The organism is Citrobacter sp. Cu231 (assembly GCF_030332265.1).
In the GTDB taxonomy this organism is placed as follows: Bacteria; Pseudomonadota; Gammaproteobacteria; order Enterobacterales; family Enterobacteriaceae; genus Citrobacter; species Citrobacter meridianamericanus.
This window is the reverse complement of record NZ_JAOWIE010000032.1, coordinates 53,110-77,916: the sequence shown is the minus strand read 5'-3', so window position 1 is coordinate 77,916 and position 24,807 is coordinate 53,110. Positions and strand designations below refer to the sequence as shown.

Annotated in this window: 25 protein-coding genes; 9 read left to right on the top strand and 16 right to left on the bottom strand. The window is 54.3% G+C overall.

Features of this window, described 5'->3' with window-relative positions:
- Positions 1-56: 56 nt before the first annotated feature.
- The gene (sseA, locus tag OGY15_RS06895) at positions 57-902 is read left to right on the top strand and encodes a 3-mercaptopyruvate sulfurtransferase (RefSeq protein ID WP_187258602.1); all 846 of its coding nucleotides are present in this window, start codon (positions 57-59) and stop codon (positions 900-902) included.
- A 43-nt stretch (positions 903-945) separates the two neighbouring features.
- Here the strand turns inward: sseA and sseB are convergent, their stop codons facing one another.
- From sseB to trmJ, 11 genes are all read right to left on the bottom strand, one after another.
- Entirely contained in the window at positions 946-1,722 is a 777-nt protein-coding gene (sseB, locus tag OGY15_RS06890; protein ID WP_286538867.1) for an enhanced serine sensitivity protein SseB, read from the bottom strand.
- Between the two features lie 70 nt (positions 1,723-1,792).
- On the bottom strand, positions 1,793-3,076 hold the full coding sequence (gene pepB / locus OGY15_RS06885) for an aminopeptidase PepB (RefSeq protein ID WP_187253557.1): 1,284 nt from the start codon (positions 3,074-3,076) through the stop codon (positions 1,793-1,795).
- Between the two features lie 61 nt (positions 3,077-3,137).
- A complete protein-coding gene (iscX, locus tag OGY15_RS06880; RefSeq protein WP_003037694.1) occupies positions 3,138-3,338 on the bottom strand; it encodes a Fe-S cluster assembly protein IscX in 201 nt (66 codons plus the stop codon).
- A gap of 11 nt (positions 3,339-3,349) precedes the next feature.
- Positions 3,350-3,685, bottom strand: a complete 336-nt coding sequence (gene fdx, locus OGY15_RS06875) for an ISC system 2Fe-2S type ferredoxin (RefSeq protein WP_003037690.1) — start codon at positions 3,683-3,685, stop codon at positions 3,350-3,352.
- 1 nt (position 3,686) lies between these two features.
- The gene (hscA, locus tag OGY15_RS06870; RefSeq protein ID WP_151217659.1) at positions 3,687-5,537 is read right to left on the bottom strand and encodes a Fe-S protein assembly chaperone HscA; all 1,851 of its coding nucleotides are present in this window, start codon (positions 5,535-5,537) and stop codon (positions 3,687-3,689) included.
- Between the two features lie 15 nt (positions 5,538-5,552).
- Entirely contained in the window at positions 5,553-6,068 is a 516-nt protein-coding gene (gene hscB, locus OGY15_RS06865; RefSeq protein ID WP_005120410.1) for a co-chaperone HscB, read from the bottom strand.
- A gap of 75 nt (positions 6,069-6,143) precedes the next feature.
- Positions 6,144-6,467 (bottom strand): iron-sulfur cluster assembly protein IscA, encoded by a 324-nt coding sequence (iscA, locus tag OGY15_RS06860; protein WP_003037681.1) that lies wholly within the window; start codon positions 6,465-6,467, stop codon positions 6,144-6,146.
- Positions 6,468-6,487: 20 nt separating this feature from the next.
- Positions 6,488-6,874, bottom strand: coding sequence for a Fe-S cluster assembly scaffold IscU (gene iscU, locus OGY15_RS06855; RefSeq protein ID WP_002913991.1), 387 nt, complete (start codon positions 6,872-6,874; stop codon positions 6,488-6,490).
- Between the two features lie 26 nt (positions 6,875-6,900).
- Complete coding sequence (gene iscS / locus OGY15_RS06850) at positions 6,901-8,115, bottom strand: cysteine desulfurase (RefSeq protein ID WP_151217660.1); 1,215 nt, start codon at positions 8,113-8,115, stop codon at positions 6,901-6,903.
- A 242-nt stretch (positions 8,116-8,357) separates the two neighbouring features.
- Entirely contained in the window at positions 8,358-8,849 is a 492-nt protein-coding gene (iscR, locus tag OGY15_RS06845; RefSeq protein WP_003037674.1) for a Fe-S cluster assembly transcriptional regulator IscR, read from the bottom strand.
- 173 nt (positions 8,850-9,022) lie between these two features.
- Positions 9,023-9,754, bottom strand: coding sequence for a tRNA (cytosine(32)/uridine(32)-2'-O)-methyltransferase TrmJ (gene trmJ / locus OGY15_RS06840; RefSeq protein ID WP_286538866.1), 732 nt, complete (start codon positions 9,752-9,754; stop codon positions 9,023-9,025).
- A gap of 118 nt (positions 9,755-9,872) precedes the next feature.
- On the opposite strand from trmJ, the gene suhB reads away from it, so the two are divergent.
- Positions 9,873-10,676, top strand: coding sequence for an inositol-1-monophosphatase (gene suhB / locus OGY15_RS06835; protein WP_003037670.1), 804 nt, complete (start codon positions 9,873-9,875; stop codon positions 10,674-10,676).
- Between the two features lie 72 nt (positions 10,677-10,748).
- On the opposite strand, the gene OGY15_RS06830 is transcribed toward suhB, so the two are convergent.
- Both OGY15_RS06830 and OGY15_RS06825 read right to left on the bottom strand, forming a co-directional pair.
- Positions 10,749-11,729: a nickel/cobalt transporter gene (locus OGY15_RS06830; protein WP_286538865.1), complete on the bottom strand. Its 981-nt coding sequence runs from the start codon at positions 11,727-11,729 to the stop codon at positions 10,749-10,751.
- Positions 11,720-12,358 (bottom strand): DUF1007 family protein, encoded by a 639-nt coding sequence (locus tag OGY15_RS06825; RefSeq protein WP_137375884.1) that lies wholly within the window; start codon positions 12,356-12,358, stop codon positions 11,720-11,722. Before OGY15_RS06825 ends, OGY15_RS06830 begins: the two co-directional genes overlap by 10 nt.
- A gap of 420 nt (positions 12,359-12,778) precedes the next feature.
- Here OGY15_RS06825 and OGY15_RS06820 point away from each other — a divergent pair, with 420 nt between their 5' ends.
- From OGY15_RS06820 to csiE, 7 genes are all read left to right on the top strand, one after another.
- Positions 12,779-13,762: an autoinducer 2 ABC transporter substrate-binding protein gene (locus tag OGY15_RS06820; protein WP_003037665.1), complete on the top strand. Its 984-nt coding sequence runs from the start codon at positions 12,779-12,781 to the stop codon at positions 13,760-13,762.
- A gap of 103 nt (positions 13,763-13,865) precedes the next feature.
- Positions 13,866-15,374 (top strand): sugar ABC transporter ATP-binding protein, encoded by a 1,509-nt coding sequence (locus OGY15_RS06815; RefSeq protein ID WP_110249053.1) that lies wholly within the window; start codon positions 13,866-13,868, stop codon positions 15,372-15,374.
- A complete protein-coding gene (locus tag OGY15_RS06810; protein WP_151217664.1) occupies positions 15,367-16,356 on the top strand; it encodes an ABC transporter permease in 990 nt (329 codons plus the stop codon). The genes OGY15_RS06815 and OGY15_RS06810 overlap by 8 nt, the downstream gene beginning before the upstream one ends.
- Before the next feature lies 1 nt (position 16,357).
- Positions 16,358-17,311, top strand: coding sequence for an ABC transporter permease (locus OGY15_RS06805; RefSeq protein ID WP_286538864.1), 954 nt, complete (start codon positions 16,358-16,360; stop codon positions 17,309-17,311).
- A gap of 17 nt (positions 17,312-17,328) precedes the next feature.
- The gene (locus OGY15_RS06800; protein ID WP_149692231.1) at positions 17,329-18,966 is read left to right on the top strand and encodes an FGGY-family carbohydrate kinase; all 1,638 of its coding nucleotides are present in this window, start codon (positions 17,329-17,331) and stop codon (positions 18,964-18,966) included.
- Entirely contained in the window at positions 18,963-19,562 is a 600-nt protein-coding gene (locus OGY15_RS06795; protein WP_286538863.1) for a KpsF/GutQ family sugar-phosphate isomerase, read from the top strand. The genes OGY15_RS06800 and OGY15_RS06795 overlap by 4 nt, the downstream gene beginning before the upstream one ends.
- A 404-nt stretch (positions 19,563-19,966) precedes the next feature.
- The gene (csiE, locus tag OGY15_RS06790) at positions 19,967-21,244 is read left to right on the top strand and encodes a stationary phase inducible protein CsiE (RefSeq protein ID WP_286538862.1); all 1,278 of its coding nucleotides are present in this window, start codon (positions 19,967-19,969) and stop codon (positions 21,242-21,244) included.
- Here the strand turns inward: csiE and OGY15_RS06785 are convergent.
- The 3 genes from OGY15_RS06785 to OGY15_RS06775 all read right to left on the bottom strand — a co-directional run bounded on the left by OGY15_RS06785 (position 21,239) and on the right by OGY15_RS06775 (position 24,757).
- A complete protein-coding gene (locus OGY15_RS06785; protein WP_151217668.1) occupies positions 21,239-22,387 on the bottom strand; it encodes a 3-phenylpropionate MFS transporter in 1,149 nt (382 codons plus the stop codon). The two genes, csiE and OGY15_RS06785, sit on opposite strands and share 6 nt — an antisense overlap.
- 88 nt (positions 22,388-22,475) lie before the next feature.
- The gene (locus OGY15_RS06780) at positions 22,476-23,318 is read right to left on the bottom strand and encodes an aldose 1-epimerase (protein WP_187253561.1); all 843 of its coding nucleotides are present in this window, start codon (positions 23,316-23,318) and stop codon (positions 22,476-22,478) included.
- Entirely contained in the window at positions 23,318-24,757 is a 1,440-nt protein-coding gene (locus OGY15_RS06775; RefSeq protein ID WP_286538861.1) for a sugar porter family MFS transporter, read from the bottom strand. The genes OGY15_RS06780 and OGY15_RS06775 overlap by 1 nt, the downstream gene beginning before the upstream one ends.
- Positions 24,758-24,807: the final 50 nt, after the last annotated feature.

Genomic DNA, 24,807 nt, shown 5'->3' with positions numbered 1-24,807 from the left:
CGCTTTACGGTAAACAGCCGACAATTTGCCGAAACCTGGTAAAAATGGAGATGCCTATGACCACCGCCTTCTTTGTCGCTGCCGACTGGCTTGTCGAACACATTGACGATCCGGAAATACAAATTATTGATGCCCGGATGGCTCCTCCAGGACAGGAAGAACGCGATGTTGGCGAGGAGTATCGCGCCGGCCATATCCCTGGCGCGGTCTTTTTTGATATCGAAGCGCTCTCCGACCATACTTCTGCGTTGCCGCATATGCTGCCACGTCCGGAGGCTTTCGCCGTAGCCATGCGCGAGCTGGGTGTACATCAGGATAAACACCTGGTCATCTACGATGATGGCAATCTGTTTTCTGCCCCGCGAGCCTGGTGGATGCTGCGCACGTTTGGCGTCGAAAATGTCTCCATTTTGGCAGGCGGTTTTGCGAGCTGGCAGCGTGATGCGTTACCGTTGCAGAAAGGGAACGTTGATTTGCCCGAAGGCGAGTTTGACGCTGCGTTTACGCCAGAGGCCGTAGTGCGGGTGACCGATGTCCTGCTGGCCAGTCATGAAAAAACCGCACAGATTGTCGATGCTCGCCCGGCAGCGCGTTTTAACGCCGAAGTTGATGAGCCGCGACCAGGCCTCAAGCGTGGTCATGTGCCCGGAGCGCTTAACGTACCGTGGACCGAACTGGTTCGTGACGGCGAACTGAAAACCACCGAAGAGCTGGATGCTATCTTCTTCAGCCACGGCGTGAGCTTTGACCGCCCAATTATCGCCAGCTGTGGCTCAGGCGTAACGGCTGCCGTGGTGGTGCTGGCACTTGCCACGCTGGGTGTGTCCAACGTCGCGTTGTATGACGGCGCATGGAGCGAGTGGGGTGCTCGCAACGATTTACCGGTAGAACCGGTATTATAAAGCTGGAAATGCCGGATAGCGCTTCGCTTATCCGGCTTACAATTTAGATAATCCGATTCTGTTTAAAGTCGCGCAGGAAACCGCCCCAGCGGCGTTCGTAGAACGGTGCGATGTGCTCAGTGATAAAGTGGCTCACGCCCTTCTCACCTTTGACCACCTGGCAGATATCAATCGGTTCATCACCTGGCAACGTATCAGTCGCCACGCTGCCCGCGACATGAATGATCTCTTCAATATCACCGTCGGCTTCAATGCCAATCAACAGGTTGGGTTGGGCATCCGGACTTTCTTTGATTGAGCAGAGAAATGCCCGTTTTACCGGTTTAATGGTTTTAAACAGCGTGGTCAGCGAGTCAATCATCTGCGCCGGAGGTTCAGCGACTTCAGAGAGGATCAGCGATTCACCGCCTTCCAGTACTTCCTGGGTACTGAGCGGATTCCCTTCATCTCCCATCAGCAGGCTTATTTCACGCGGCATAAATTCTTTGCCGGTCGGCAGTTTCGCGTTGAGAAACAGCGTTTCGCCAAGCGTCATTTCAAACAACGTGCGCACTGGCATGACAACAAATGCCTGCTCCTCTTCAACCACCTGCTGCAAGGCTTCCAGAGAGGTGAAGAACGGGATCACGGTCGTGCCATCTTCTTTTTCCCAGTGCTGAAGGTCGAGCGCACTATCTTCAACCACCGTCTCACCTTCTGCGGCAGTACCTGGCACCCAGACGGTAGACTCCAGTAAAGTACGGAAAAATGCCGGACGATGTGCAGGCTCTGTCGCCGCTTGCTCCAGCAGGATTTCTAATTCGTTTTTCGTTTCGGACATAAGGATCACAAATTGGGTAAATACATGTAGGCCGGATAAGCGTAGCGCCATCCGGCCATACAATCATGAATTATGCGGTCAACAGATTCGCGATAGTACGCACACCTAAACCGGTTGCGCCCGCAGCCCACTGCTCAACCGGCGCTTTGCGATAGGTTGCAGAGCAGTCGATGTGCAGCCAGCCCTGCTGATAGTTTTCCACGAAATGGGACAGGAAGCCCGCCGCAGTGCTTGCACCCGCCGGATAAGCCGCGCTGCCGGTATTATTCAGCTCGGCAAAGTTAGACGGCAACTGGCTACGGTGGAACTCTGCCAACGGCAGACGCCAGAACGGCTCGTTTTCTTGCGCCGCACTTGCCAGCAGACGGGCAGCCAGTTGATCATCAAAGCTAAACAGCGCGTGGTAATCGTTGCCCAGTGCCGTTTTTGCCGCACCGGTCAGCGTGGCAGCATCAATGATCAATTCTGGTTTTTGCGCGCTGGCGTCGATCAGGCCATCGGCCAGCACCAGACGCCCTTCAGCATCAGTATTCATCACTTCAACTTTTTTACCGTTGCGATAGTGAATAATATCGCCGAGCTTAAAGGCGTTACCGCTGATCAGGTTATCCGCGCAGCACAGATACAGCTTCACGCGCTTGTTCAGACCACGGGTGATGGCGAACGCCAGCGCGCCGGTCACCGTTGCCGCGCCGCCCATATCAGACTTCATCGAGTCCATAAATGCGCTTTGCTTGATGCTGTATCCGCCGGAGTCAAAGGTAATTCCCTTGCCAACCAGACAGGCATAAACCGGAGCTTCTTTATCGCCAGTTGGATTGTAATCCAGTGCCAGCAGCACCGGAGGACGTTCGGAGCCACGACCTACGGTATGCAATCCCATGTAGTTCTGCTCGCGCAGATCTTCGCCTTTAGTGATCCGATAAGAGATGTTATCGCAGGCAACAGAACACAGCAGGTCTACTGCGCGTTGCGCCAGCTGTTCCGGGCCCAGCTCTTCTGCCGGGGCGTTAATGGTATCGCGCACCCAGTCAATAATCTTCAGACGGTTATCCAGCTCTTTGCGCTGTGTCTCGTCCAGAGCAGCCCACTCAACGTTGCGGGTGCCTTTTGGTCCTTTGTAGCCCTGCCAGAACGCCCAGCTACGTTCGGTATCCCAGCCTTCACCTTCCAGTTGGACATGTTTAATACCCAGGCCGTCAATTTTACGGGCAGCGCGCTGGATAAGGCCGAGGTCATCTTTTCCGTTCAGGTGCAGGGTAATGCCGTCATTATTAATGCTGTATGTCGCCTTTTCACCCCAGCGGGCGTCGGCGGGTTGCGTGGAAAGCGTAATTTTCATGGCTTCTGTCATTTTATTTATCCTTATTTTCGCGCATACAGGAAAACGGGCCACCCGTGGGCAGCCCGTTGACTTATTCGGCTTCGTCCAGCCAGACCAGCAAAATGGCCTCAAGGATTTTTTCGTTCGATGCCTGTGGATCATCATCGAACTCTTCCAGGTCACAGATCCACTGGTGCAGATCGGTGAAACGAACGGTCTTAGGGTCGAGATCGGGGAACGCGTCGTACAGCGCCTCGCCAATTTCACGGCTATCGGTCCACTTCAGTCCCATACTACCCTCTGTTAATGCTCACGTGCATGATTGATTGTGTAACGTGGGATTTCGACCACTAAATCGTCCTCGGTGACGCGCGCCTGACAGCTTAAACGGCTCTCCGGCTCCAGTCCCCAGGCTTTATCCAGCATATCGTCTTCTTCTTCTGTGCTTTCCGGCAAAGAATCAAAACCTTCACGTACGATGCAGTGGCAGGTTGTGCAGGCACAGGATTTTTCACAGGCGTGTTCAATCTCAATACCGTTACGCAGGGCAACGTCAAGAATGGTTTCGCCGGTCTCAGCTTCCAGAACTGCGCCATCGGGACAGAGATCCTGATGAGGCAAAATAACAATCTTTGGCATATTAAACCTCGTCCACGGAATGGCCCTTCAGCGCGCTACGGACGGATTTGTCCATGCGGCGAGCGGCGAATTCCTGGGTTTGTTTGTCTACGTTTTTAATGGCTTGTTCTATCGCGTCAACATCGTCACCCTGTGCAACCTCGCTCAAATGCGCGGCGGCGGTGTCGATAGCCTGACGTTCTGCGGCGCTTAACAGCGCGGCATCAGCGTTCAGCGCACCGGATAAACTCTCCAGCACGCGTGCCGCTTCGACTTTCTGTTCTGCCAGCATACGCGCTTTAACGTCCTGCTCGGCAAAACTCATCGAATCCTGAATCATGGAGGCGATTTCACTGTCGGTCAGACCGTAGGACGGTTTAACCTGAATTGAGGACTCAACGCCGGTAGATTTTTCCATCGCGGTGACGCTGAGCAGGCCATCGGCGTCCACCTGGAAGGTCACGCGGATATGCGCGCCACCCGCCGGCAACGCCGGGATACCGCGCAGCGCAAAACGCGCCAGGGAACGGCAGTCCTGCACCAGCTCACGCTCGCCTTGCATCACGTGAATGGACATCGCGGTTTGGCCATCTTTAAAGGTGGTAAAATCCTGCGCGCGCGCCACCGGAATCGTGGTGTTACGTGGGATCACTTTCTCCACCAGACCGCCCATGGTTTCAAGACCAAGCGACAGCGGGATAACGTCCAGCAGCAGCATTTCGCTGTCCGGTTTATTTCCGACCAGAATATCTGCCTGGATTGCCGCACCAATAGCGACCACTTTGTCCGGGTCGATAGAGGTCAGCGGCGTACGGCCAAAAAATTCACCGACGCGTTCACGCACCAGCGGCACGCGTGTTGAACCACCGACCATCACCACTTCCAGCACATCCTGCGGCTCAACGCCCGCATCTTTCAGCGCGCGACGGCAGGCCAACAGCGTACGCTTAACCAGTGCGGAAATGAGTTCATTAAAGGTTTCACGGGTGATTTCACCCTGCCATCCCGCCACGTTAACCGTCACAGAATCGGCGTCGCTAAGCGCGATTTTCGCGGCAATCGCGGCATCCAGCAGCTCGCGCTGTACGCGGTTATCACTGCGATCGGCAACACCCGCCTGCTCGCGAATGTAATCTGCCAGCAGATGGTCAAAGTCGTCGCCGCCGAGCGCGGAATCACCGCCGGTCGCCAGCACTTCGAACACGCCGCGACTCAGGCGCAGAATAGAAATATCAAACGTGCCGCCGCCAAGGTCATAGACGGCGATCACGCCTTCCTGACCTGAGTCCAGGCCATAGGCGATCGCCGCAGCTGTCGGTTCGTTCAGCAAACGCAATACGTGCAGACCCGCCAGACGCGCGGCGTCTTTGGTCCCCTGACGCTGTGCATCGTCAAAGTAAGCCGGAACGGTGATCACCACGCCGTCCAGTTCTCCGGACAGCGATTCGGTTGCCCGCGCGGCCAGCGCTTTCAGAATGTCAGCGGAGACGCGCACCGGATTAAGCAAACCGGCAGCGGTTTCAATCATCGGCAAGCCATTTTCGCTTGCCTGGAAGGTATAAGGTAAATGCGGGTAACGCGCCTGGATATCCGTCAGAGAGCGGCCCATCATGCGTTTTACCGAACTGACGGTGTTTGCCGTATCCAGCGCGGCATTGGCGCGGGCATCGTAACCGACAGAGTAGCCCTGTTGCTGATAGTGAACCACTGACGGCAACAGGTGGCGACCTTCATGGTCTGCCAGCGTTTCGGCCTGGCCGCTGCGTACGGTCGCAACCAGGGAGTTGGTGGTGCCTAAATCGATACCTACCGCCAGACGACGCTGGTGCGGTGCGGCGCTCAGACCAGGCTCACTAATTTGTAATAAGGCCATTTTCGCTTCCGGAAATTAAAAATCGAGCAGTTTTTCTTCGAGTTGTTCTGCACTGCTTCGCAGTTTATCGAGAAAACGCAGTTTACGCACGGTATCTGCCGCCGCGTCCCACGTCTCGCTATCCAGTTGTTCCACCATCAATTGATGGCGTACGTTATACATTTCGCTAACGCGTTGCATAAACGTATCCAGACGTTGACTGTCTTTTGCCTGTTCAATTTCGTCCAGCTCTTCGCGCAGCTCCAGCTGTTCCATCAGGAACGCGGTGTCGCGCACCGTGTGTTGCTCGCTACGGATATCAAAGCCGTGTAAAGACAGTAAGTATTCCGCGCGCATCAAAGGATGACGCAGCGTTTGCCAGGCCTGGTTGATCGTGGCGGACTGCGAAACCGCAGCAAGTTGTTCCGCCTGGGAACCGCTGGCGAATTTATCAGGATGATACTGACGTTGTAGATCCTGAAAACGTAGGCTCAGCGCCTGAGTATCGAGCTGATAACGGGCCGGTAAGCCAAAGAGGGTGAAGTAGTCCATAACATTCTCAGGGTAGCCTGTTAGAACAAACCCCACACGTAGCAAAGCCACGGTGGGGTTTTCGGGTGACGCACGTTATACGTGGAAGCTTTCGCCACATCCACATTCGTCTTTCACATTCGGGTTAGTAAACTTAAACCCTTCGTTAAGACCTTCTTTGACGAAGTCTAACTGCGTACCGTCGAGGAATTGCAGGCTCTTACCGTCGACCACAACTTTAACGCCTTTGTCTTCAAACACGGTATCTTCAGCCGCCGGCTCGTCAACAAATTCCAGTACATAGGCCATACCTGAGCAGCCGGAGGTTCTCACGCCCAGACGCAGACCAAACCCTTTACCGCGGTTTGCCAGGAAGGTATTTACACGCGCTGCTGCACTGTCGCTTAAGGTAATCGACATAATAAAACCTCAACTCTTAATTATTTTGCTTCACGTTTGCTTTTGTAATCCGCAATCGCGGCTTTAATTGCGTCTTCAGCCAGAATAGAGCAGTGAATTTTCACCGGTGGCAGTTCAAGCTCGTCGGCGATATCGGTGTTTTTAATCGCCTGTGCTTCGTCCAGAGATTTCCCTTTCACCCATTCGGTAACCAGAGAGCTGGAGGCAATAGCGGAACCGCAGCCGTAAGTCTTGAAACGCGCGTCTTCAATGATACCTTCATTGTTGACTTTAATCTGCAACTTCATCACGTCGCCACAGGCCGGTGCACCCACCATGCCGCTGCCCACGTTCTCGTCGCTGTTGTCAAAAGAGCCCACGTTGCGTGGATTCTCGTAATGATCGATTACTTTTTCGCTGTAAGCCATGATGAATTCTCCTTATTGGTGCCGAATTAGTGATGTGACCATTCAATACTGTTCAGATCCACGCCCTGTTTGAACATTTCCCACAGTGGGGAAAGGTCACGCAGACGGCCGATGGAGTTGCGAACCAGATTGATGGTGTAGTCAATCTCTTCTTCGGTAGTGAAACGACCTAAAGAGAAACGAATTGAGCTGTGTGCCAGCTCGTCGGTCATCCCCAGCGCACGCAGCACGTAGGATGGCTCCAGGCTTGCAGAAGTACATGCAGAACCGGAGGATACTGCCAAATCTTTCAGTGCCATAATCAGCGATTCGCCTTCAACATAGTTGAAGCTGACGTTGAGAATGTTCGGTGCGCCCTGCTCGAGATCGCCGTTAAGATACACTTCTTCCATATCTTTCACGCCGTCCCACAGACGGTTACGCAGGCTGCGCAGGCGCGCCATCTCTGTTTCCATCTCTTCTTTGGCGATACGATATGCTTCACCCATACCAACGATCTGGTGCACAGGCAGTGTACCGGAACGCATGCCACGCTCGTGACCGCCGCCGTGCATCTGGGCTTCAATACGAATACGCGGTTTACGACGCACGTACAGCGCACCGATACCTTTCGGGCCATAGATTTTGTGACCGGAGAAGGACATCAGGTCGACTTTCAGCTGGCTCAGATCGATAGGCAGTTTGCCCACGCTCTGGGTTGCATCGACGTGATAGATGATGCCGCGCGCACGGCACATTTCGCCGATAGTCGCGATATCCTGCACCACGCCGATTTCGTTATTCACGTGCATGATGGAGACGAGAATGGTGTCGTCACGCATTGCCGCTTCAAGTTCTTTCAGGTCGATAATGCCGTTACGCTGCGGGGCGAGGTAGGTGACTTCAAACCCTTCGCGCTCCAGCTGGCGACAGGTGTCCAGCACGGCTTTGTGTTCGGTTTTGCTGGTGATGATGTGCTTGCCTTTTTTCTGATAAAAGTTGGCTGCACCTTTGATCGCCAGGTTGTCGGATTCGGTCGCACCGGAGGTGAAAACAATCTCACGCGGGTCGGCACCCACCAGGTCAGCAATCTGATTACGGGCGATATCAACCGCCTCTTCAGCATGCCAGCCAAAACGGTGTGAACGGGAAGCTGGGTTACCAAAGTTTCCGTCCAGGGTCAGACACTGCATCATTTTCTCGGCAACACGCGGGTCCACCGGCGTGGTTGCGGAGTAATCGAGATAAATCGGTAATTTCATTGCTCTATAAACTCCGTACATCGCTTCAATGCAAGGAATCAGGCAACCGGCTGGATGTACGACCGAGTTAACGGGGCGTCTGGCACCCCGGCCTGATTCTAATATCTTATTATCTTTACCCTAAATAGTTCGTGTTGCAGCAAGGCGGCAAACTTGAGAGTGCCCAGTCACTTACATCATGTAAGTGACTGGGGCGAGCAAGTGCGGCTAACGCAGTTGCGGCACGAAATATAACGGGCAAATTATGCGCGTAACTTAACGTCGATCGCGTCTTGTGCACGATTAGTGCGTGGAGCGTCATGTGTGTGCTGGCGACCAGACACATCCAGGACTTCCTGATTATTCACCAGTTCGCCCAACGTAATGTTGTTGAGGAAGCCGGTCAGACGATCGCTCAGATCGCGCCACAGCGCGTGGGTCAGGCATTTATCGCCGCCCTGACAACCGCCTTTGCCCTGGCAACGAGTCGCATCTACTGACTCGTCCACAGCGCTGATAACTTCACCTACTGCGATGCTGCCGGCATCTTTACCCAGCAGATACCCGCCACCTGGCCCACGTACGCTGGAAACCAGACCGTTTTTACGCAAACGGGAAAACAGCTGCTCCAGATATGACAGGGAAATTCCCTGACGTTCAGAAATATCAGCCAACGGTACCGGGCCCGTTTCGGAGTTGAGCGCAACGTCCAACATTGCGGTCACGGCATAACGCCCTTTTGATGTCAGTCTCATGTCTTACTTAGCCTCAAACTCGCCCCTGCCCGGGGTTTTTTATTGTAAAATGGGGGTATTGCATAGCAGGGGCAAGTCTGACATTCCCGACTAAATCAGTCAACTATTTACTTGACTAATTTAGTCAGGTATTTAACCTTCAGTGCCATTTTTACTTGCCGGAGGCGTTACGTTTACTTGCCTTTATTCTGTTGCTCAATTGAAGCTAAAATTCCGCGCAAAATGTTCAGCTCCTGGCTCTCAGGACGTGCGCGCGTAAACAGACGGCGCAGCTTGTTCATCACCTGTCCCGGATGCCCTTCGCGGATAAACCCGGTCGACAGCAGCGTTTGTTCCAGATGACCGTAAAAACGCTCTAAATCATCGACCAGCGGGTACTCAGCGTCTTCGTATTCTGCGGTCTTCTCGCTTTCCTGCGTCGTCAGCCAGGCCATGCGCACTTCATAAGAAATGACCTGTACCGCCATCGCCAGATTCAGCGAACTGTATTCCGGGTTCGCGGCAATAGCGACGTGGTAATGGCACTTCTGCAGTTCTTCATTCGTCAGGCCAACGCGTTCACGACCAAACACCAGCGCCACGGGCGAATTCGTCGCTTCAGAGACGCTTTTTAAGCCGCATTCGCGCGGATCCAGCATCGGCCACGGCAGCGTACGGGAGCGCGCGCTGGTGCCTACCACCAGGCTGCAACCTGCCAGCGCTTCATCGAGAGTATCGACGATCTGCGCGCTGCCGATCACATCGCTGGCACCTGCCGCCAGAGCGATGGCCTGGGAATCCGGTTTAACCAGTGGATTTACCAACCACAGATTGGTTAAACCCATGGTTTTCATTGCGCGGGCTACAGAGCCCATGTTGCCAGTGTGAGAGGTTTCCACCAGCACAATTCGAATATTTTGCAGCATTGTATTTCTTCGGCTAAAGATTATTCGACCATATTATCATAAAACGAAGACATATTCCGAACTCGCTGCTATACTCTGCGCCGTTTTCCCGTTCTTTAACATCCAGTGAGAGAGACCGATGCATCCGATGCTGACCATCGCCGTGCGCGCAGCGCGCAAGGCGGGTAATGTAATTGCCAAACACTACGAAACCCCCGACTCTGTAGAAACCAGCCAGAAAGGCAGCAATGATTTCGTGACTAACGTCGATAAAGCCGCCGAAGCGATCATTATCGAAACTATTCGCAAATCTTACCCACAGCACACCATCATCACCGAAGAAAGCGGTGAGCACGCTGGTGAAGATCAGGATGTTCAATGGGTTATCGATCCACTGGATGGCACTACTAACTTCGTAAAACGTCTGCCGCACTTCGCGGTATCCATCGCAGTACGCATTAAAGGCCGTACTGAAGTCGCCGTTGTTTACGATCCAATGCGTAACGAACTGTTCACCGCAACTCGCGGCCAGGGCGCACAGCTGAACGGCTATCGTCTGCGTGGCAGCACCGCCCGCGATCTGGACGGCACCATCATCGCCACCGGTTTCCCGTTCAAAGCGAAGCAGCACGCTGCTTCTTATATGAAAATTCTTGGCAAAATGTTTACCGAGTGCGCTGACTTCCGCCGCACGGGTTCTGCTGCGCTGGATCTGGCTTATGTGGCCGCTGCGCGCGTTGACGGTTACTTCGAAATTGGTTTGAAACCCTGGGATTTCGCCGCAGGTGAGCTGATTGCGCGTGAAGCCGGCGCACTGGTTTGCGACTTCACCGGTGGTCATAACTACCTGGCGACCGGCAACATCGTTGCAGGTAACCCGCGCGTTGTTAAAGCCATGCTGGCTAACATGCGTGACGAACTGAGCGATGCGCTGAAGCGTTAATCTGCTGTGGTGCCGGATGCGACGCTTTCGCGTCTTATCCGGCCAACAAGTCATACCATTCCGCTCACTAACCTAAAACGGTCTTATCCCTCGCCCTACCGGCACCGCGCTCATCCACATCACTACCGCAGCAACAATAAGCACTGCACCACCGGCTAATGCCAGCGTTGTCCAGCCAATCTGTCGCCACAGCACCGGCGCTTTATGTCCGCTAAGTCTCACCGCCAGTGAGCGAAAACTGTGTACCAGCAGAGCCAGTGACGTAATCGTCAAAGAGGTTCCTGCCGCCATCGCCAACGCCGACGCCATGCCCCAGCTAAAGACGCCAACCACTTTACTGAACAGCAGCACCATAATTGCACCAGAGCAGGGACGCATGCCCATGGAGAGAATAATCATCAGCCGCGCGCGCCAGTCATCTCCGCTTTGCAGTTGTTCCGGCTTGGGCAAATGCTGATGCCCACAACCGCAGCCCTCGTGATGCACATGGTACGGCGTAAAGGCGGTGAATTTCGGCCGACGCAGCAGCTGGCGCAATTTCTTCAGCGCACGGACGCACAATAAAACGCCCAACATGCCAACCAGCGCATAACTTCCCTTCTCCAGCCAGAAATTGCTCATATGCAGCTGCCGGGCAGGCAGTTGAAGCACCGTGAGGACTACAACCACCAGTCCTATTGCCACCAGCCCCTGCAATAGTGAAGACGCCAGCGTCAGCCCAATGCTCGACTTGAGCTTCGACGGATGCGTCGCAAGCCAGGTCGTGATGACAATTTTGCCGTGCCCCGGCCCCAATGCGTGCAATACCCCATAAAGAAAGCTAAACAGCAGCAGAGATCCGCCCGCACGAGTGGGATTCGCGGCAACCGCTTTCAGCAACCCGCTCATCTGCTGGTTAACGTCGCGCTGCCAGACGACACTTTGCATCATTACCTGAGGCCAGGCTTGCCATAGCCACAGCCCCCCGCCTGTCGCCAGCAACAAAAAGACCGCCAGCGGCCATAGCGTGAGCCAACGGCGTCTGGCTGCGCGTTGTTGATAAACTACTGACATTGCAGCGTCACCGTCTGTGCAAACTGTTTACCCAATTCCATATCCTCCGGCGGAGCGTCTTCTTTATCCAGCGACTGCGCAAAGCTCAGCATGTGTTCATTCGGCGTCGGCGTATGCATTGAAATATGGCATTGCTGGCTTATAGTCTGCGAAAGCCGGGCGTCGCTGTCTTTGTCATAGCTCATATCGACGTAGTAGGTCGGATCGAAGGTTGAAATAGTATATTTTTGACCGCTCAGTGGTTGAGCTTCGGCCAGCGGCAGAACGAACGTCAGCACCGCCTGGTGTTCTTCACGCTCCATGCCATATTCCGTCGGTCTGTTTTTAAACTTTACCTTTTTCCCATCGTGCCACACTTCGGTGAAATAGTGCTGCCCGAGAACGTTGGCCATCACTTCCGCCGCCAGTTTCTTCCAAATTTCATCGCCAGGTTTAGCATTCCCCGCGTCGTAAAGCAGATCCGCCGACGTGATTTCATCCATCGTCCAGCGCATTTTCAGCGCGACGAACCGATCATTCTCGCTCACGACTTCGGTTTTCAGATGAATAAAGCTGTGGGGATGCGCACCTGCGCCAAAGGACAGGACAGCGAGAAACAACGTCATAATGATACGTTTAACGCCTTGCATGAGTTCTCCACGTTAAAAATCAACACCGCCACAAATAATGATGCCGTATTTGGCGCAAGTGTGCCGAGGATACCATCGAACGAAAAAAAGTTGAGCACCCTTTTCCGGTATCGATTCAGTTCTCAATTTCGATAATTTATTCTTCATCAATGTCAGCCTAAATCCCTTTTTTACGCCACAACTTAAGTTAAATGAAAATAGAATGTTAATTAATGGTTTAATTTTAATGTTTTTTTAACTTTAAATTCATTCGCATCAATAAAAATCCGCTCAATTTTAACCAAAATCTAACTGTTTATTTTCCATAAATTAACAATAACGGATATAGATCACATTCATCAAACTTGTGGTTCATTCCCTCTTCCATTCGTTGTTAACTTCACGCCGTGACATGTCCTGCCCCCTACAAAAGGTACAACTATGAAATTCAAACTCGCATTACTCAGTGCAACCCTGGTTTCTGCATGCATGTTGTCCGGCACGTCCTTTGCGGCGGAAAAATATGAAATTGCTGTGGTTGCCAAAGTCACCGGTATTCCCTGGTTTAACCGCATGGAAACCGGTGTTAACGAAGCAGCAAAAAAACTGGATGTGAACGCTTACCAGACCGGTCCGTCTACGCCGGATCCGGCACAGCAGGTCAAAGTGATTGAGGATCTGATCGCCAAAAACGTCAACGCGATCATCGTGGTACCGAACGATGCCAAAGTTCTTGAGCCAGTACTGAAAAAAGCGCGCGATAAAGGCATTGTGGTCCTGACGCACGAATCCCCGGACGAGCAAATCGGTCAGTGGGATATCGAAACCATCGATAGTGAAAAATACGCACAAGCCAACGTCGATGAGCTAGCAAAAAACATGGGCGGCAAAGGGGGTTATGCCATCTATGTTGGTTCGCTGACGGTCCCGCTGCATAACGCGTGGGCGGATTATGCAATCAAGTACCAGAAAGAAAAATATCCGGAAATGTTCGAAGTCACTTCACGTCTGCCGGTTGCGGAAAGCATCGATAAATCCTACGCCACGACGCTGGATCTGATGAAAACCTATCCGCAGATGAAGGGGATTATTGGTTTCGGCTCGCTGGGTCCAATCGGTGCGGGTCAGGCTGTACAGAAAAAACGCGCCAAAGATAAAATTGCCGTCGTCGGGATCGCCATGCCAGCACAAGCTGCGCCTTACCTGATGCGCGGTGATATCAAAAAAGCGCTGCTGTGGGATCCAAAAGATGCGGGCTATGCGCTGGTAACGGTCGCCGATCAGCTGTTGCAGGGCAAAGAAGTCAATGCCGATCTGAGTATCGACGGTTTAGGGAAAGCCGATATCGACACGGAGAAGAAAGTGATCCGCTTTAATAAGATCCTCGAAGTCACCAAAGACAACGCACAATCACTTGGTTTCTAAGGCTTTAGCCAACACCAGGGAACCTTAACGCCGACCGTCTGGTCGGCGCTATCAACCAAACTAACACTCAGCGTCCGTCAGGGCGCTCGCAGGGGTATTGTCCATGACAGACACCACCGCATTTATCACTCTTGAGAATATCAGCAAACAATTCCCGGGCGTGCTGGCGCTGGATAACGTGAATCTGACGCTGAGAAAAGGCGAAGTTCACTGTCTGGCGGGTCAAAACGGCTGTGGTAAAAGCACCATTATTAAAGTGATCTCCGGGGTTTATCACCCGGAAAAAGGCGCGCAGATTTTACTCGACGGAAAATTGTTCCATCACCTGACGCCGCAGCTCTCTTCCCATTATGGCATTCAGGTTATTTATCAGGACCTGTCGTTGTTCCCGAATTTTAGCGTCGCGGAAAATATCGCGGTCAACCGTTATCTGCCTGGTGGCGATATCTGGGTACGTCGTGGCGCCATGAAGCAGCAGGCGTTGGCCGCCATGAAGCGTATCGGTGTGAACATCGATCCCGACAAAAAAGTTGAAAAACTCTCGATTGCCGACCGACAGCTGGTCGCCATTTGCCGGGCGATTGCCGCCGATGCACGTCTGGTCATTATGGATGAACCCACCGCCTCGCTGACCCGTCAGGAGGTCAATGGCCTGCTGAAGGTGGTTAACGAACTGAAAGCGGCTGGCATTTGCGTGGTGTTTGTCAGCCATCGCCTGGATGAAGTAATGGAAGTCGCTGACCGCATCAGCGTGATGCGCGACGGCAAACTGGTGGGCACGTACCCTGCCAGCGAACTGGACAGCCACGAGCTGGCTTTCCTGATGACCGGACAACGCTTCCACTACAGCCCGCTGCCGGAGAAATCATTCGACGATCGAGAACCCCTGCTTGAGCTGCGCAACCTCAGCCGCAGAGGCAAATACCAGAACATTAATCTGTCGCTGCATGGCGGCGAGATTGTTTCCATTGTCGGCCTGCTGGGCGCCGGGCGTACCGAGCTTTGTTTGAGCCTGTTCGGCATGACGCACCCGGAAAGCGGCGAGATGCGTATTAACGGTCAGCCGGTCACGCTTCGTAATAACCACGACGCCATTAAGCACGGGATCGGCTACGTCTCAGAAGATCGCCTGACGCAGGGGCTGATCATGGAGCAGTCGATTTACGACAACACCATTGTCACGGTGTTTGATCAACTGCACACCGGTAGCGGCTTGCTCGATCATCGTAAAGCGCAAAAGCTGGTCGCCGATTTAATCCGCGAACTGAATATCAAAGTGTCCGATCCGCACCTGCCGGTCAAAACGCTTTCCGGCGGCAATGCCCAGCGTATCGCCATTGCCAAATGGGTGGCAACCAATCCGCGCATTCTGATCCTCGACTCCCCGACTGTTGGCGTGGATATCGCCAACAAAGAGGGTATTTACCAGATCGCCCGCGATCTGGCGGAACAAGGTATGGCGGTGCTGATGATTTGCGATGAAATTCCGGAAGCGTATTACAACAGCCACCGCGTGCTGGTGATGCGTCGCGGCAGGCTGGTGGCGGAATTTAATCCTCATCACTGCCGTGAAGAGGAGATTGCTGAAGTGGTCGAGGTAATCAATGAATAAGATGCATCTCTCCCGTTTAATCGGGCAACATGAATTCTGGCTGGGCCTGCTGGTCGTGGCGCTGGCGGTTGGGCTAAGTGTCAGCACCGATGAGTTCCTCTCGCTCGGCAATCTGACAGATGTGGCCACCAGCTACGCGATTCTCGGCATTCTTGCCTGCGGGTTGTTTGTGGTGTTGATTTCCGGCGGGATCGACATCTCATTTCCGGCGATGACCGCAATTGCCCAGTATGCGATGGCCAGTTGGGTGATCGGCCACGGCGGCAACTTCGCACTGGCGTTAACCATTGCGATTGCGGTGGGGCTGCTTCTTGGACTGATTAATGGCTTCCTGGTCTACTGGCTGCGCGTTCCGGCAATCATCATTACCATCGCCACGCTTAACGTCTACTACGGCCTTCTGGTTTACACCACCAAAGGCACCTGGCTGTACGGTTTCCCTGACTGGTTTATGAACGGCATTAACTGGTTGTCGTTCACCGCGGCAGATGGCTACGACTACGGCCTGACCCTGCCTCTGCTGTGCCTGGCGGCGGTGATCGTCTTTACCGCTGTGCTGATGAACTATACCCGTCTTGGCCGTCAGGTTTACGCCATGGGCGGCAATCGCGACGCAGCGTCACGCCTCGGTCTGAACCTGCTGAAGCTGCATTTCTACGTGTATGGTTACATGGGGATTCTGGCAGGCATTGCCGCCGTGGTTCAGGCGCAAATTACCCAGTCAGTTGCGCCCAATTCGCTGCTCGGTTTTGAGCTGACGGTGCTGGCGGCGGTCGTACTCGGCGGAACCAGCATGAGCGGCGGACGCGGTACGTTGACCGGAACCCTGCTCGGCGTTGTCCTGCTCGCCTTCTTACAAAATGGTCTGACGCTGCTCAGCGTCTCCTCTTACTGGCACACCGTGTTCAGCGGCGCCATTATCCTGGTCAGCATTAGTGCCACGGCCTGGAACGAAAAACGCAAACTGGCAAGGGAGCTTTGAGATGAAAACAATCGCCAGATTTTTACCCGGTGATGCCATCATTCGTCTGCAATGCGTCATTATTGTGGTCGTTGCCCTGGTCTTCTCAGCCCTGCTTGGCAGCCGCTTTTTTAGCGTCGCTAACTTCCAGTCGATAGGCTCACAGTTACCGATCCTCGGCATGCTGGCCCTCGGAATGGGTATGACCATGCTGACCGGCGGCATTAACCTGTCAATTATTGCCGGAGCGAACGCCTGCTCGCTGGTGATGGCAGCGATTATCGTCACCCAACCGGATAACCCGCTGTTTCTGGTGCTGGCGCTGCTGGCAGGCGCTGCCGTGGCGGTGGCTATCGGTACGCTCAACGGCACGCTGATTGCCTGGGTCGGCGTCTCACCGATTCTCGCCACCCTCGGCACGATGACACTTATCTCCGGGCTGAATATTCTGCTCTCCAACGGGACGGTGATTTCGGGTTTCCCGACTGCCATTCAGTATCTTGGCAACGCCACGATTGCGGGTATTCCGGTGGCGCTGTTGCTCTTTTTCCTGGTGGCAATCCTGCTATGGGTACTGCTGGAGCACACCACGCTGGGGCGCAGTCTTTATCTCGTCGGCTCCAATGAACAGGCTACCCGCTACAGCGGCGTGAATACCGTGCGGGTACAAATTTCCGTGTACGTTATTTCAGCCCTGCTCGGCTGGGTCGCCGCCATTCTGATGATGGCGAAATTCAACTCGGCAAAAGCCGGATACGGTGAGTCCTACCTGCTGGTCACCATCCTTGCCTCCGTACTCGGCGGCATCAATCCGGATGGCGGCTTCGGACGCATTATCGGCCTGGTATTGGCGCTGATTGTGCTGCAAATGCTGGAAAGCGGCCTTAACTTGCTGGGGGTTAGCAGCTATCTGACGATGGCGCTGTGGGGCGCGGTGCTGATCCTCTTTATCGCATTACAGAATCGTAAAGCCTGATTTCAGGAGAAAAAATTATGGCAAGTTACTTTATTGGTGTGGATGTCGGAACCGGAAGCGCCCGCGCTGGCGTGTTTGATCTCAACGGCAGAATGGTCGGTCAGGCCAGTCGGGCCATCGAAATTTACCGTCCGCAGGCCGATTTTGTTGAGCAGTCTTCCGATAACATCTGGCAAGCAGTGTGTAACGCGGTTCGCGATGCGATTAACCAGTCGGATATCAACCCTATCCAGGTGAAAGGTCTGGGCTTTGACGCGACCTGTTCACTGGTGGTGTTGGATAAAGAAGGTAAACCGCTGACCATCAGCCCGTCCGGGCGCAGTGAACAAAACATCATTGTGTGGATGGATCACCGCGCGATTACCCAGGCCGAACGCATCAACGCCCTGCATCATCGGGTGCTGGACTACGTTGGCGGCATTATTTCGCCGGAAATGCAGACGCCAAAGCTGCTGTGGCTGAAGCAACATATGCCCAATACGTGGGCCAATGCAGGTTATTACTTTGACCTGCCCGATTTCCTGACATGGCGCGCAACGGGCGATGACACGCGCTCATTGTGTTCAACAGTGTGCAAATGGACCTACATGGGCCATGAAGACAAATGGGATGCCAGCTATTTCCGCCAGATTGGGCTGGAAGACTTGCTGGAACATGACGCCGCCAAAATTGGCCGTTACGTGAAAACTATGGGCGAACCGCTTGGTCACGGGCTGTCAGCACGCGCCGCCAGCGAAATGGGGCTGATACCCGGAACCGCGGTCAGCGTCTCGATCATCGATGCCCACGCCGGTACGCTCGGCACGCTTGGTGCCTGCGGTGTTTCCGGCGAGGTGGCTGATTTCGATCGCCGCGTCGCACTGATTGGCGGCACCTCCACCGGGCACATGGCGATTTCCAAAGAGCCACGTTTTATCGGCGGTGTCTGGGGGCCTTACTACTCAGCAGTACTGCCGGAGTACTGGCTCAACGAAGGTGGACAGTCAGCAACCGGGGCGTTAATCGACCACGTAATTCAGTCGCATCCCTGTTACGAAACCTTGTTGACCCAGGCGAAGTCTCAGGGGCAAACCATTTATGAAGTACTGAATGCGCTGCTGCGTAAAATGGCCGGAGAGCCGGAAGATATCGCCTTTCTGACCCGCGACATGCACATCTTGCCCTATTTCCACGGCAACCGCTCGCCGCGTGCCAACCCCACACTCACGGGGGGGATCACCGGACTGAAACTGTCGCGCACGCCGGAAGATATGGCGCTACAGTACCTCGCGACCATCCAGGCTATTGCGCTGGGAACGCGCCATATTATTGAAACGATGAATCAAAGCGGCTATACCATCGATACGATTATGGCCAGCGGCGGCGGAACGAAAAACCCGATCTTCGTCCAGGAGCATGCCAACGCCACTGGCTGCGCCATGCTACTGCCTGAAGAGAGCGAAGCCATGCTGCTGGGCGGCGCCATGATGGGGACTATCGCCGCAGGCGTATTCGACACCTTCCCGGAAGCGATGTCGGCAATGAGCCGGATTGGTAAAACGGTCACCCCGCAGACCAATCGCATCAAGCAGTACTACGATCGCAAATATCGGGTGTTCCACGAGATGTATCAGGACCATATGAAATACCGCCAGTTGATGCAGGAGGACGCATGAGTGATTCATGGTCTCAGGCCAGCGGCGTATTCCAGCTCTATAGCGATGCCCTTGCGGGTCTGCGGCAGCATTTGACTGAACCGCTCTGGCAGTCGCTGATGGCGGAGTTGCGCGGTTGTGAGGGTAAAATCGTCGTTACCGGCGTCGGTACATCCGGTATTGCGGCGCGTAAAGTCGCGCATATGCTTGCCTGCGTGGAACGTCCGGCGATTTATCTCAACGCGACGGATGCAGCGCATGGCGATTTGGGCTTCTTACGCGCTAACGACCTGGTGATTATGCTGTCGCGTGGGGGAAATTCGGATGAACTCACCCGACTGCTGCCAGGGCTAACAGCGAGGAATGTGCCAATCCTGAGCGTGACTGAAAACGCCGATTCGGCCATCGCTAAAGCGTCGAGGTTGGTGATATCCACCGGTGTCCAGCGAGAGGCTGACCCGTTGAACATGTTGGCTACCACCTCTATTTTACTGGTGCTGGCTATCTTTGACGCCGCCTGTGCCTGTCTGATGAGCGAGAGCGGCTACTCAAAGGAAACGCTGCTGGCGGTCCATCCGGGCGGCGATGTGGGATTAACGCTAAGTCGTGGGCGGTAACGCCAGACAGCTGTTACGGAGGTAATGAATTTGTTGCCTCCGTCGTATTACTACGTTCACCTAAAGTTTTCACTTCTCTGAAACGATACTCCCTGTGAACGTGTTAAGGGTATCAGCGCTTCAGAGAAATGACACTGCTGAGGTGAACGGAACCCTTTCTCTGCGAGAGCATGTTCATACCACCCTCCGCCAGCATTCCCCCCTCTGGCATTTTTTATATCTCAACAAAAGATAAAACAGTGAAAAAGCGGATTAACGCGCAGCGTTCCACTCCCGCTATCTGATCCCCACGTGAAAAATTCTGTGACGCCCTCCAGCATTCCTGGTGGAAAGCATTCCATTCCCCAAATCTATGAGCAAACTTTAGCTATTCTTATCAAACATACTTACGGGAGATCCTACAGATGATGTCAACGCTTGCTCCGCCATCTGTACTTTCCGCTCCCCAGCGCCGTTGCCAGGTACTGCTGACGCTTTTCCTGCCCGGCCAAATCGCTACGGCTCAAACCTTTACCAGCCTCAATGGCGTTGATGATGCCACGGTCCAGGAAGATATTATTGGCGCAGGACTCGAAATCCAGCGTTATCATCGACTCGCGATTACCATCGCGCAACATGGTGGCTATACGATCGAAGGAACGCCGCTCAATCAGCGCCTGTGTCTGTTGCAGTGGCTGCGCCGTGGTTTGCGAATTTGCCCGACTTTTATCGCCCAGCATTTCACGCCCGCATTAAAAATGGAGCTGAAACAACGAGGTATTGCGCGGACGCTGTATGACGACACCAACCTGCATGCGCTTATTAACCTCTGTTCCCGGCGCTTGCAAAAACCCTTTGAGTGCCGTGATATTCAGTTCCTGCGCTTGTATTTACAGTATTGCCTGCTGCAACATCACGCAGGGATCACCCCGGAGTTTAATCCGCTCCAGCAACGGTGGGCGCAATCCTGCGCTGAGTATCCGCTCGCCGAGGAAATTGGCCGCCACTGGCAGCGCCACGTCATGCAAAGTGCGCCGCTGGGCGAATCGTTGTTTATGGCGTTGTTATTCTCAATGATCCGCATCCCCGACCCTATCCGCGATAATCACCAGCAGGATCGCCGCCTGCGTCTTGCTATTGCTCGGCTGGTGCTGCGTTTTCGCGAGTATGGCAACGTCCGCTTCAGCGATGAGCAAGGACTGAATGACCAGCTTTATATTCATCTTGCCCAAGCGCTTAACCGTAGCGTGTTTGCCATTGGCATTGATAACACACTGCCGGAGGAGTTCAGCCGACTTTATCCCCGACTGGTACGTTCCACCCGCGAGGCGATACACGGCTTCGAAGCGGAATACGACGTGCAGTTTTCAGAAGAAGAGATCGGGCTGGTGGCGGTTATTTTCGGTGCCTGGCTGATGCAGGAAAAGGATTTGCACGAGAAGCAGATTATCCTGCTGACCGGTAGTAACGAACAACTCGAAATGCATATAGAACAACAGCTGCGCGAACTAACGCTGCTGCCGCTCAACGTAAAACATATGCCAATGCAGGACTTTCAAAAAGAGGGCGCGCCGCGCGGTGTAACGCTGATCGTCACACCATACACTACGCCGCTGCCGCTGTTTTCACCGCCGTTGATTCATGCGGATCTGGCGCTGACGTCTCACCAGCAGCAGCAGATCCGCAAAATCCTCGAATCATAATGTTGCAGGCTGCGCCACCACTTTCGGGCGCAGCACGATAGCCGGTAGCGCCACCAGCGCCATCACCCAGAATACGCCGCTGCCCAGGTTCTGGTACAGGTAACCGGCGAAGACGGTCATGATGGCGATACTGCCGCCCATCGCCACCGCGGAATAGACCGCCTGTAAACGAATCACTTCGCTGCCCTGTCGCGCCGCGATATAGCGCATTGCCGCCAGGTGACAGACTGTAAAGGTGCCACAGTGCAGGATCTGCACCACAATCAGCCACGGGAGCTCTGTGCTCCAGCCCATCAGCCCCCAACGAATCACGCCGCAAACGGCGGAAAGCAGCAGCAGATCGCGGGCGCTAAAGCGGCGGAACAACTTATGGCTGAGCGCAAAAATAATCACTTCCGCCACCACACCTAATGACCATAAATAGCCCACCGCCGAAGCGGAATACCCGGCAGACTGCCAGTAAATGGCGCTGAAACCGTAATAAGCCGCATGCGCGCCTTGCAGCAGACTCACGCAGGCCAGAAAACGCCAGCTTTGGGTTATCAGCGCGCGCCAGGCGGGCCATCCCGCACTCTCCTGCTGACGGGTTTCACCTGCGGGCTGCACGGTCGGGCGAATCATCATGCCCAGCAGCATCGAGGCGATGCCAAGCGACAGCAGGACCAGGATAATCCGATAGTCAAACAGGCTCACCAGCTTACCGGTCAACGCAGAGCCGATCACAAAGGCCACGGATCCCCACAACCGTACCCGACCGTAATCCATGGTTATCTGTTTTTGCCAGGTGTTGGCCAGTGCGTCGGTCAGCGGCACCAGCGGCGAGAAAAACAGGTTAAAGCCGACCATCACCACCATCAGCCACGCCACGTTGGTTCCCGCCCAGAAGGCCAGCGCAAACACCAGCGTCAACAGGGCCAAAATACGTAAAGCTGAGATCAGACGAGAGGGATCGCTTACGCGCGGCGCAATCAGTAAACTGCCGAGAAAACGGGCAATCAACCCAGTCCCCAACAGTAAACCAATCGTTTCCGGCGTCAGTCCCAGCCCTTCGAGCCAGACGCTCCAGAAAGGCAGAAAAATACCGTAGCTAAAGAAGTAAGTAAAATAACCGAGCGCCAGCCAGCGCGTGGAATGCAAAGCCATGAATCCCTCCCGTTTGGTGGCGATAGTCTGGCGACAAACGCTGGCTGGCGCAAGAGTGCATTAACACGCAGATAACATGATATTGGCCCTATTCGACGCAAATTTGCATCGTAAAATGGCAGCGTTCTCCCTGCGCTAAAACCTGCAACCCCGGCTGCCCCTGCATGTGGTGGGCATTCACCGGATGCGTCTGCGGCTCCAGGCACAGAAACGGCTCACCCGACATTCTGAACAGCATCAACCACGGAGTTTGCGCTAAAATCGTGATTTTCATCACGTTCCGCTGAATAACAGCCCGTCCGCTCCAGCCAGAATAACCGACGTTCAGCCAGCGATCCTCACCGTATTGCGCGCGCATGAAATCCGCTGCTGGCGGAAGGACACTTTGCCATTCCAGCGGCAGATGCTGTTCCCCCTCCGGCCAGTAGCCGCTGGCGGTGAACTGCGCCGTACTGTGCTTATCAAAGGCGAAAAATGGATGAAACCCGCAGCCATAGATCATGGGCTGCTCACCGCAATGGGTAAGCGTCAACGAGGCATGCAGGCTTGAGGTTTCCAGTTGATAGCAAAGCTGCGCCGTATAGTCGTAGCCACAGGGATGCCAACTGCGCAACTGCAGCAAACAGCCGCTTTGGGTAGCGGTAATAATCTGCCAGCGTTGCAACCAGCCGTCACCGTGCAGGAAGAAAGTATCATCTGCGTCATGCTGAGGTAAAACCACCTCTTCACCACGTAGCTTAAAACGATTGCCCGCTACCCGATTTGCGACAGGCAGCATCGGAAACAAGCCGCAATCACCCGGTTGCTGGCCCTGGCCTTCGCGTAAAACGGCCTGTTGATGTTGTAACGACACCAGACTCAATAGCGAACCGCCTTGCGGATCGACGCACATCCGTAGATGTGCGTTTTGTAGCGTCAGCAGACCATCCATCAGCGGGCGTTTCGCGGTTGAGCTGATGCGCCAACTTTTGTATGCTGCGCCGCCAGTTGCTCCTCCAGCGCTTCCAGCGTCACGCCTTTGGTTTCCGGTACATTACGCAGAACATAGATGAAGCCCATCGCGCAAATCACACCGTACAGCAGGAAGCTTCCCGACGCGCCAAGACTCGCATTGAGCAGCGGGAAGGTATAGGTTAGCAGGAAGCAGGCAATCCACAGCGCCAGTGTACCGAGCGACATTGCCAGCCCGCGTACGCGATTGGGAAAAATCTCCGACAGCAGCCCCCAGGTCACCGGGGCCAGCGTCAGGGCATAAATCGCGATCGCCGCCAGAACCAGAACCAGAACCGGCCAGCCCATAATGCCCAACCCGTACGCCCCGGCAATCAGGACATAAATAACCGTCAATCCTGACGCGCCGAACAACATCAGTTTACGACGGCCAATTTTGTCCACTAACGGCAGGGCGGCAAGAGTAAAGACCAGATTGATGATCCCCGTCGCCACGATCGATTTTAACGTACCGTTGATGTCGAATCCGGCGGAGGCGAAGATCTCCTGCGCATAGTTGAAAATAACGTTGATCCCACACCACTGCTGGAACACCGCCAACACCATACCGATAATCACGATCGGTTTAATTTGTGGTTGTAACAGCGTTGACCACGCGACTTTGTGGTTATCTTTTTGCAATGTATGTTCAATCTCTTTCAGCGTTTGCCCGGCATATTCCGCCGAACCAATGCGCTGCAGCATGGCACGAGCACGATCGACTTTGCCTGCTTTCACCAACCAACGCGGTGATTCAGGCACAAAGAACATTAGTACCAGGAAAATTACTGCGGGCACCAATTCCGCACCAAACATCCAGCGCCAGCCCGTCTGACCGTTCCAGCTTTCCACAATCGCCTGCTGCGTGGCGCCTGTGGCGACAGGTTCGGCTATCATCAGGTTGATAAGCTGCGCCGCCAGTACGCCAATCACAATGGTGAGCTGGTTAACGGCAACAAAGCGACCTCGCTTTTCCGCCGGGCTAACCTCGGCGATATACAGCGGGCTTAGCGCAGACGCCAGACCAATCCCAACACCACCCACGATACGATAGACAATAAACATGTCGAAATGACTGGCGACGGCGGTTCCCCATGCGGAAGCGCTAAACAGGATCGCCGAGAGAATCAGCGGCATCTTTCGACCAAACTTATCGGCGCACCAGCCGGAAATCAGTGCACCAAATACACAACCGACCAGCGCGGAACTCATCGCCCAACCGGATTGCGCCGGATCGGTAATCGAGAAATACGCTTCATAGAAAGGTTTTGCCCCGCCGATTACCACCCAGTCATAGCCAAACAGTAAACCACCGCAGGCCGCAACCAGGCAGATAGTCCAGACGTAACCAATCTTTAAATGTGTCTGCGCGTTATTCATTATGATTCCTCTTTCAGGGAAACGCAGGGGACAGAAGGTTTCGGGTGAGG

What these genes read in the sequence shown, in the direction of transcription:
- OGY15_RS06830 (WP_286538865.1), bottom strand. Translation starts at nt 11,729, where the DNA reads ATGTCAGTAGTTTATCAACAACGCGCAGCCAGACGCCGTTGGCTCACG.
- OGY15_RS06775 (WP_286538861.1), bottom strand. Translation starts at nt 24,757, where the DNA reads ATGAATAACGCGCAGACACATTTAAAGATTGGTTACGTCTGGACTATC.
- iscX (WP_003037694.1), bottom strand. Translation starts at nt 3,338, where the DNA reads ATGGGACTGAAGTGGACCGATAGCCGTGAAATTGGCGAGGCGCTGTAC.
- sseA (WP_187258602.1), top strand. Translation starts at nt 57, where the DNA reads ATGACCACCGCCTTCTTTGTCGCTGCCGACTGGCTTGTCGAACACATT.
- csiE (WP_286538862.1), top strand. Translation starts at nt 19,967, where the DNA reads ATGATGTCAACGCTTGCTCCGCCATCTGTACTTTCCGCTCCCCAGCGC.
- fdx (WP_003037690.1), bottom strand. Translation starts at nt 3,685, where the DNA reads ATGCCAAAGATTGTTATTTTGCCTCATCAGGATCTCTGTCCCGATGGC.
- hscB (WP_005120410.1), bottom strand. Translation starts at nt 6,068, where the DNA reads ATGGACTACTTCACCCTCTTTGGCTTACCGGCCCGTTATCAGCTCGAT.
- iscR (WP_003037674.1), bottom strand. Translation starts at nt 8,849, where the DNA reads ATGAGACTGACATCAAAAGGGCGTTATGCCGTGACCGCAATGTTGGAC.
- suhB (WP_003037670.1), top strand. Translation starts at nt 9,873, where the DNA reads ATGCATCCGATGCTGACCATCGCCGTGCGCGCAGCGCGCAAGGCGGGT.
- OGY15_RS06780 (WP_187253561.1), bottom strand. Translation starts at nt 23,318, where the DNA reads ATGGATGGTCTGCTGACGCTACAAAACGCACATCTACGGATGTGCGTC.
- OGY15_RS06810 (WP_151217664.1), top strand. Translation starts at nt 15,367, where the DNA reads ATGAATAAGATGCATCTCTCCCGTTTAATCGGGCAACATGAATTCTGG.
- trmJ (WP_286538866.1), bottom strand. Translation starts at nt 9,754, where the DNA reads ATGCTGCAAAATATTCGAATTGTGCTGGTGGAAACCTCTCACACTGGC.
- OGY15_RS06815 (WP_110249053.1), top strand. Translation starts at nt 13,866, where the DNA reads ATGACAGACACCACCGCATTTATCACTCTTGAGAATATCAGCAAACAA.
- iscS (WP_151217660.1), bottom strand. Translation starts at nt 8,115, where the DNA reads ATGAAATTACCGATTTATCTCGATTACTCCGCAACCACGCCGGTGGAC.
- OGY15_RS06820 (WP_003037665.1), top strand. Translation starts at nt 12,779, where the DNA reads ATGAAATTCAAACTCGCATTACTCAGTGCAACCCTGGTTTCTGCATGC.
- OGY15_RS06785 (WP_151217668.1), bottom strand. Translation starts at nt 22,387, where the DNA reads ATGGCTTTGCATTCCACGCGCTGGCTGGCGCTCGGTTATTTTACTTAC.
- hscA (WP_151217659.1), bottom strand. Translation starts at nt 5,537, where the DNA reads ATGGCCTTATTACAAATTAGTGAGCCTGGTCTGAGCGCCGCACCGCAC.
- pepB (WP_187253557.1), bottom strand. Translation starts at nt 3,076, where the DNA reads ATGACAGAAGCCATGAAAATTACGCTTTCCACGCAACCCGCCGACGCC.
- OGY15_RS06795 (WP_286538863.1), top strand. Translation starts at nt 18,963, where the DNA reads ATGAGTGATTCATGGTCTCAGGCCAGCGGCGTATTCCAGCTCTATAGC.
- OGY15_RS06800 (WP_149692231.1), top strand. Translation starts at nt 17,329, where the DNA reads ATGGCAAGTTACTTTATTGGTGTGGATGTCGGAACCGGAAGCGCCCGC.
- iscA (WP_003037681.1), bottom strand. Translation starts at nt 6,467, where the DNA reads ATGTCGATTACCTTAAGCGACAGTGCAGCAGCGCGTGTAAATACCTTC.
- iscU (WP_002913991.1), bottom strand. Translation starts at nt 6,874, where the DNA reads ATGGCTTACAGCGAAAAAGTAATCGATCATTACGAGAATCCACGCAAC.
- sseB (WP_286538867.1), bottom strand. Translation starts at nt 1,722, where the DNA reads ATGTCCGAAACGAAAAACGAATTAGAAATCCTGCTGGAGCAAGCGGCG.
- OGY15_RS06825 (WP_137375884.1), bottom strand. Translation starts at nt 12,358, where the DNA reads ATGCAAGGCGTTAAACGTATCATTATGACGTTGTTTCTCGCTGTCCTG.
- OGY15_RS06805 (WP_286538864.1), top strand. Translation starts at nt 16,358, where the DNA reads ATGAAAACAATCGCCAGATTTTTACCCGGTGATGCCATCATTCGTCTG.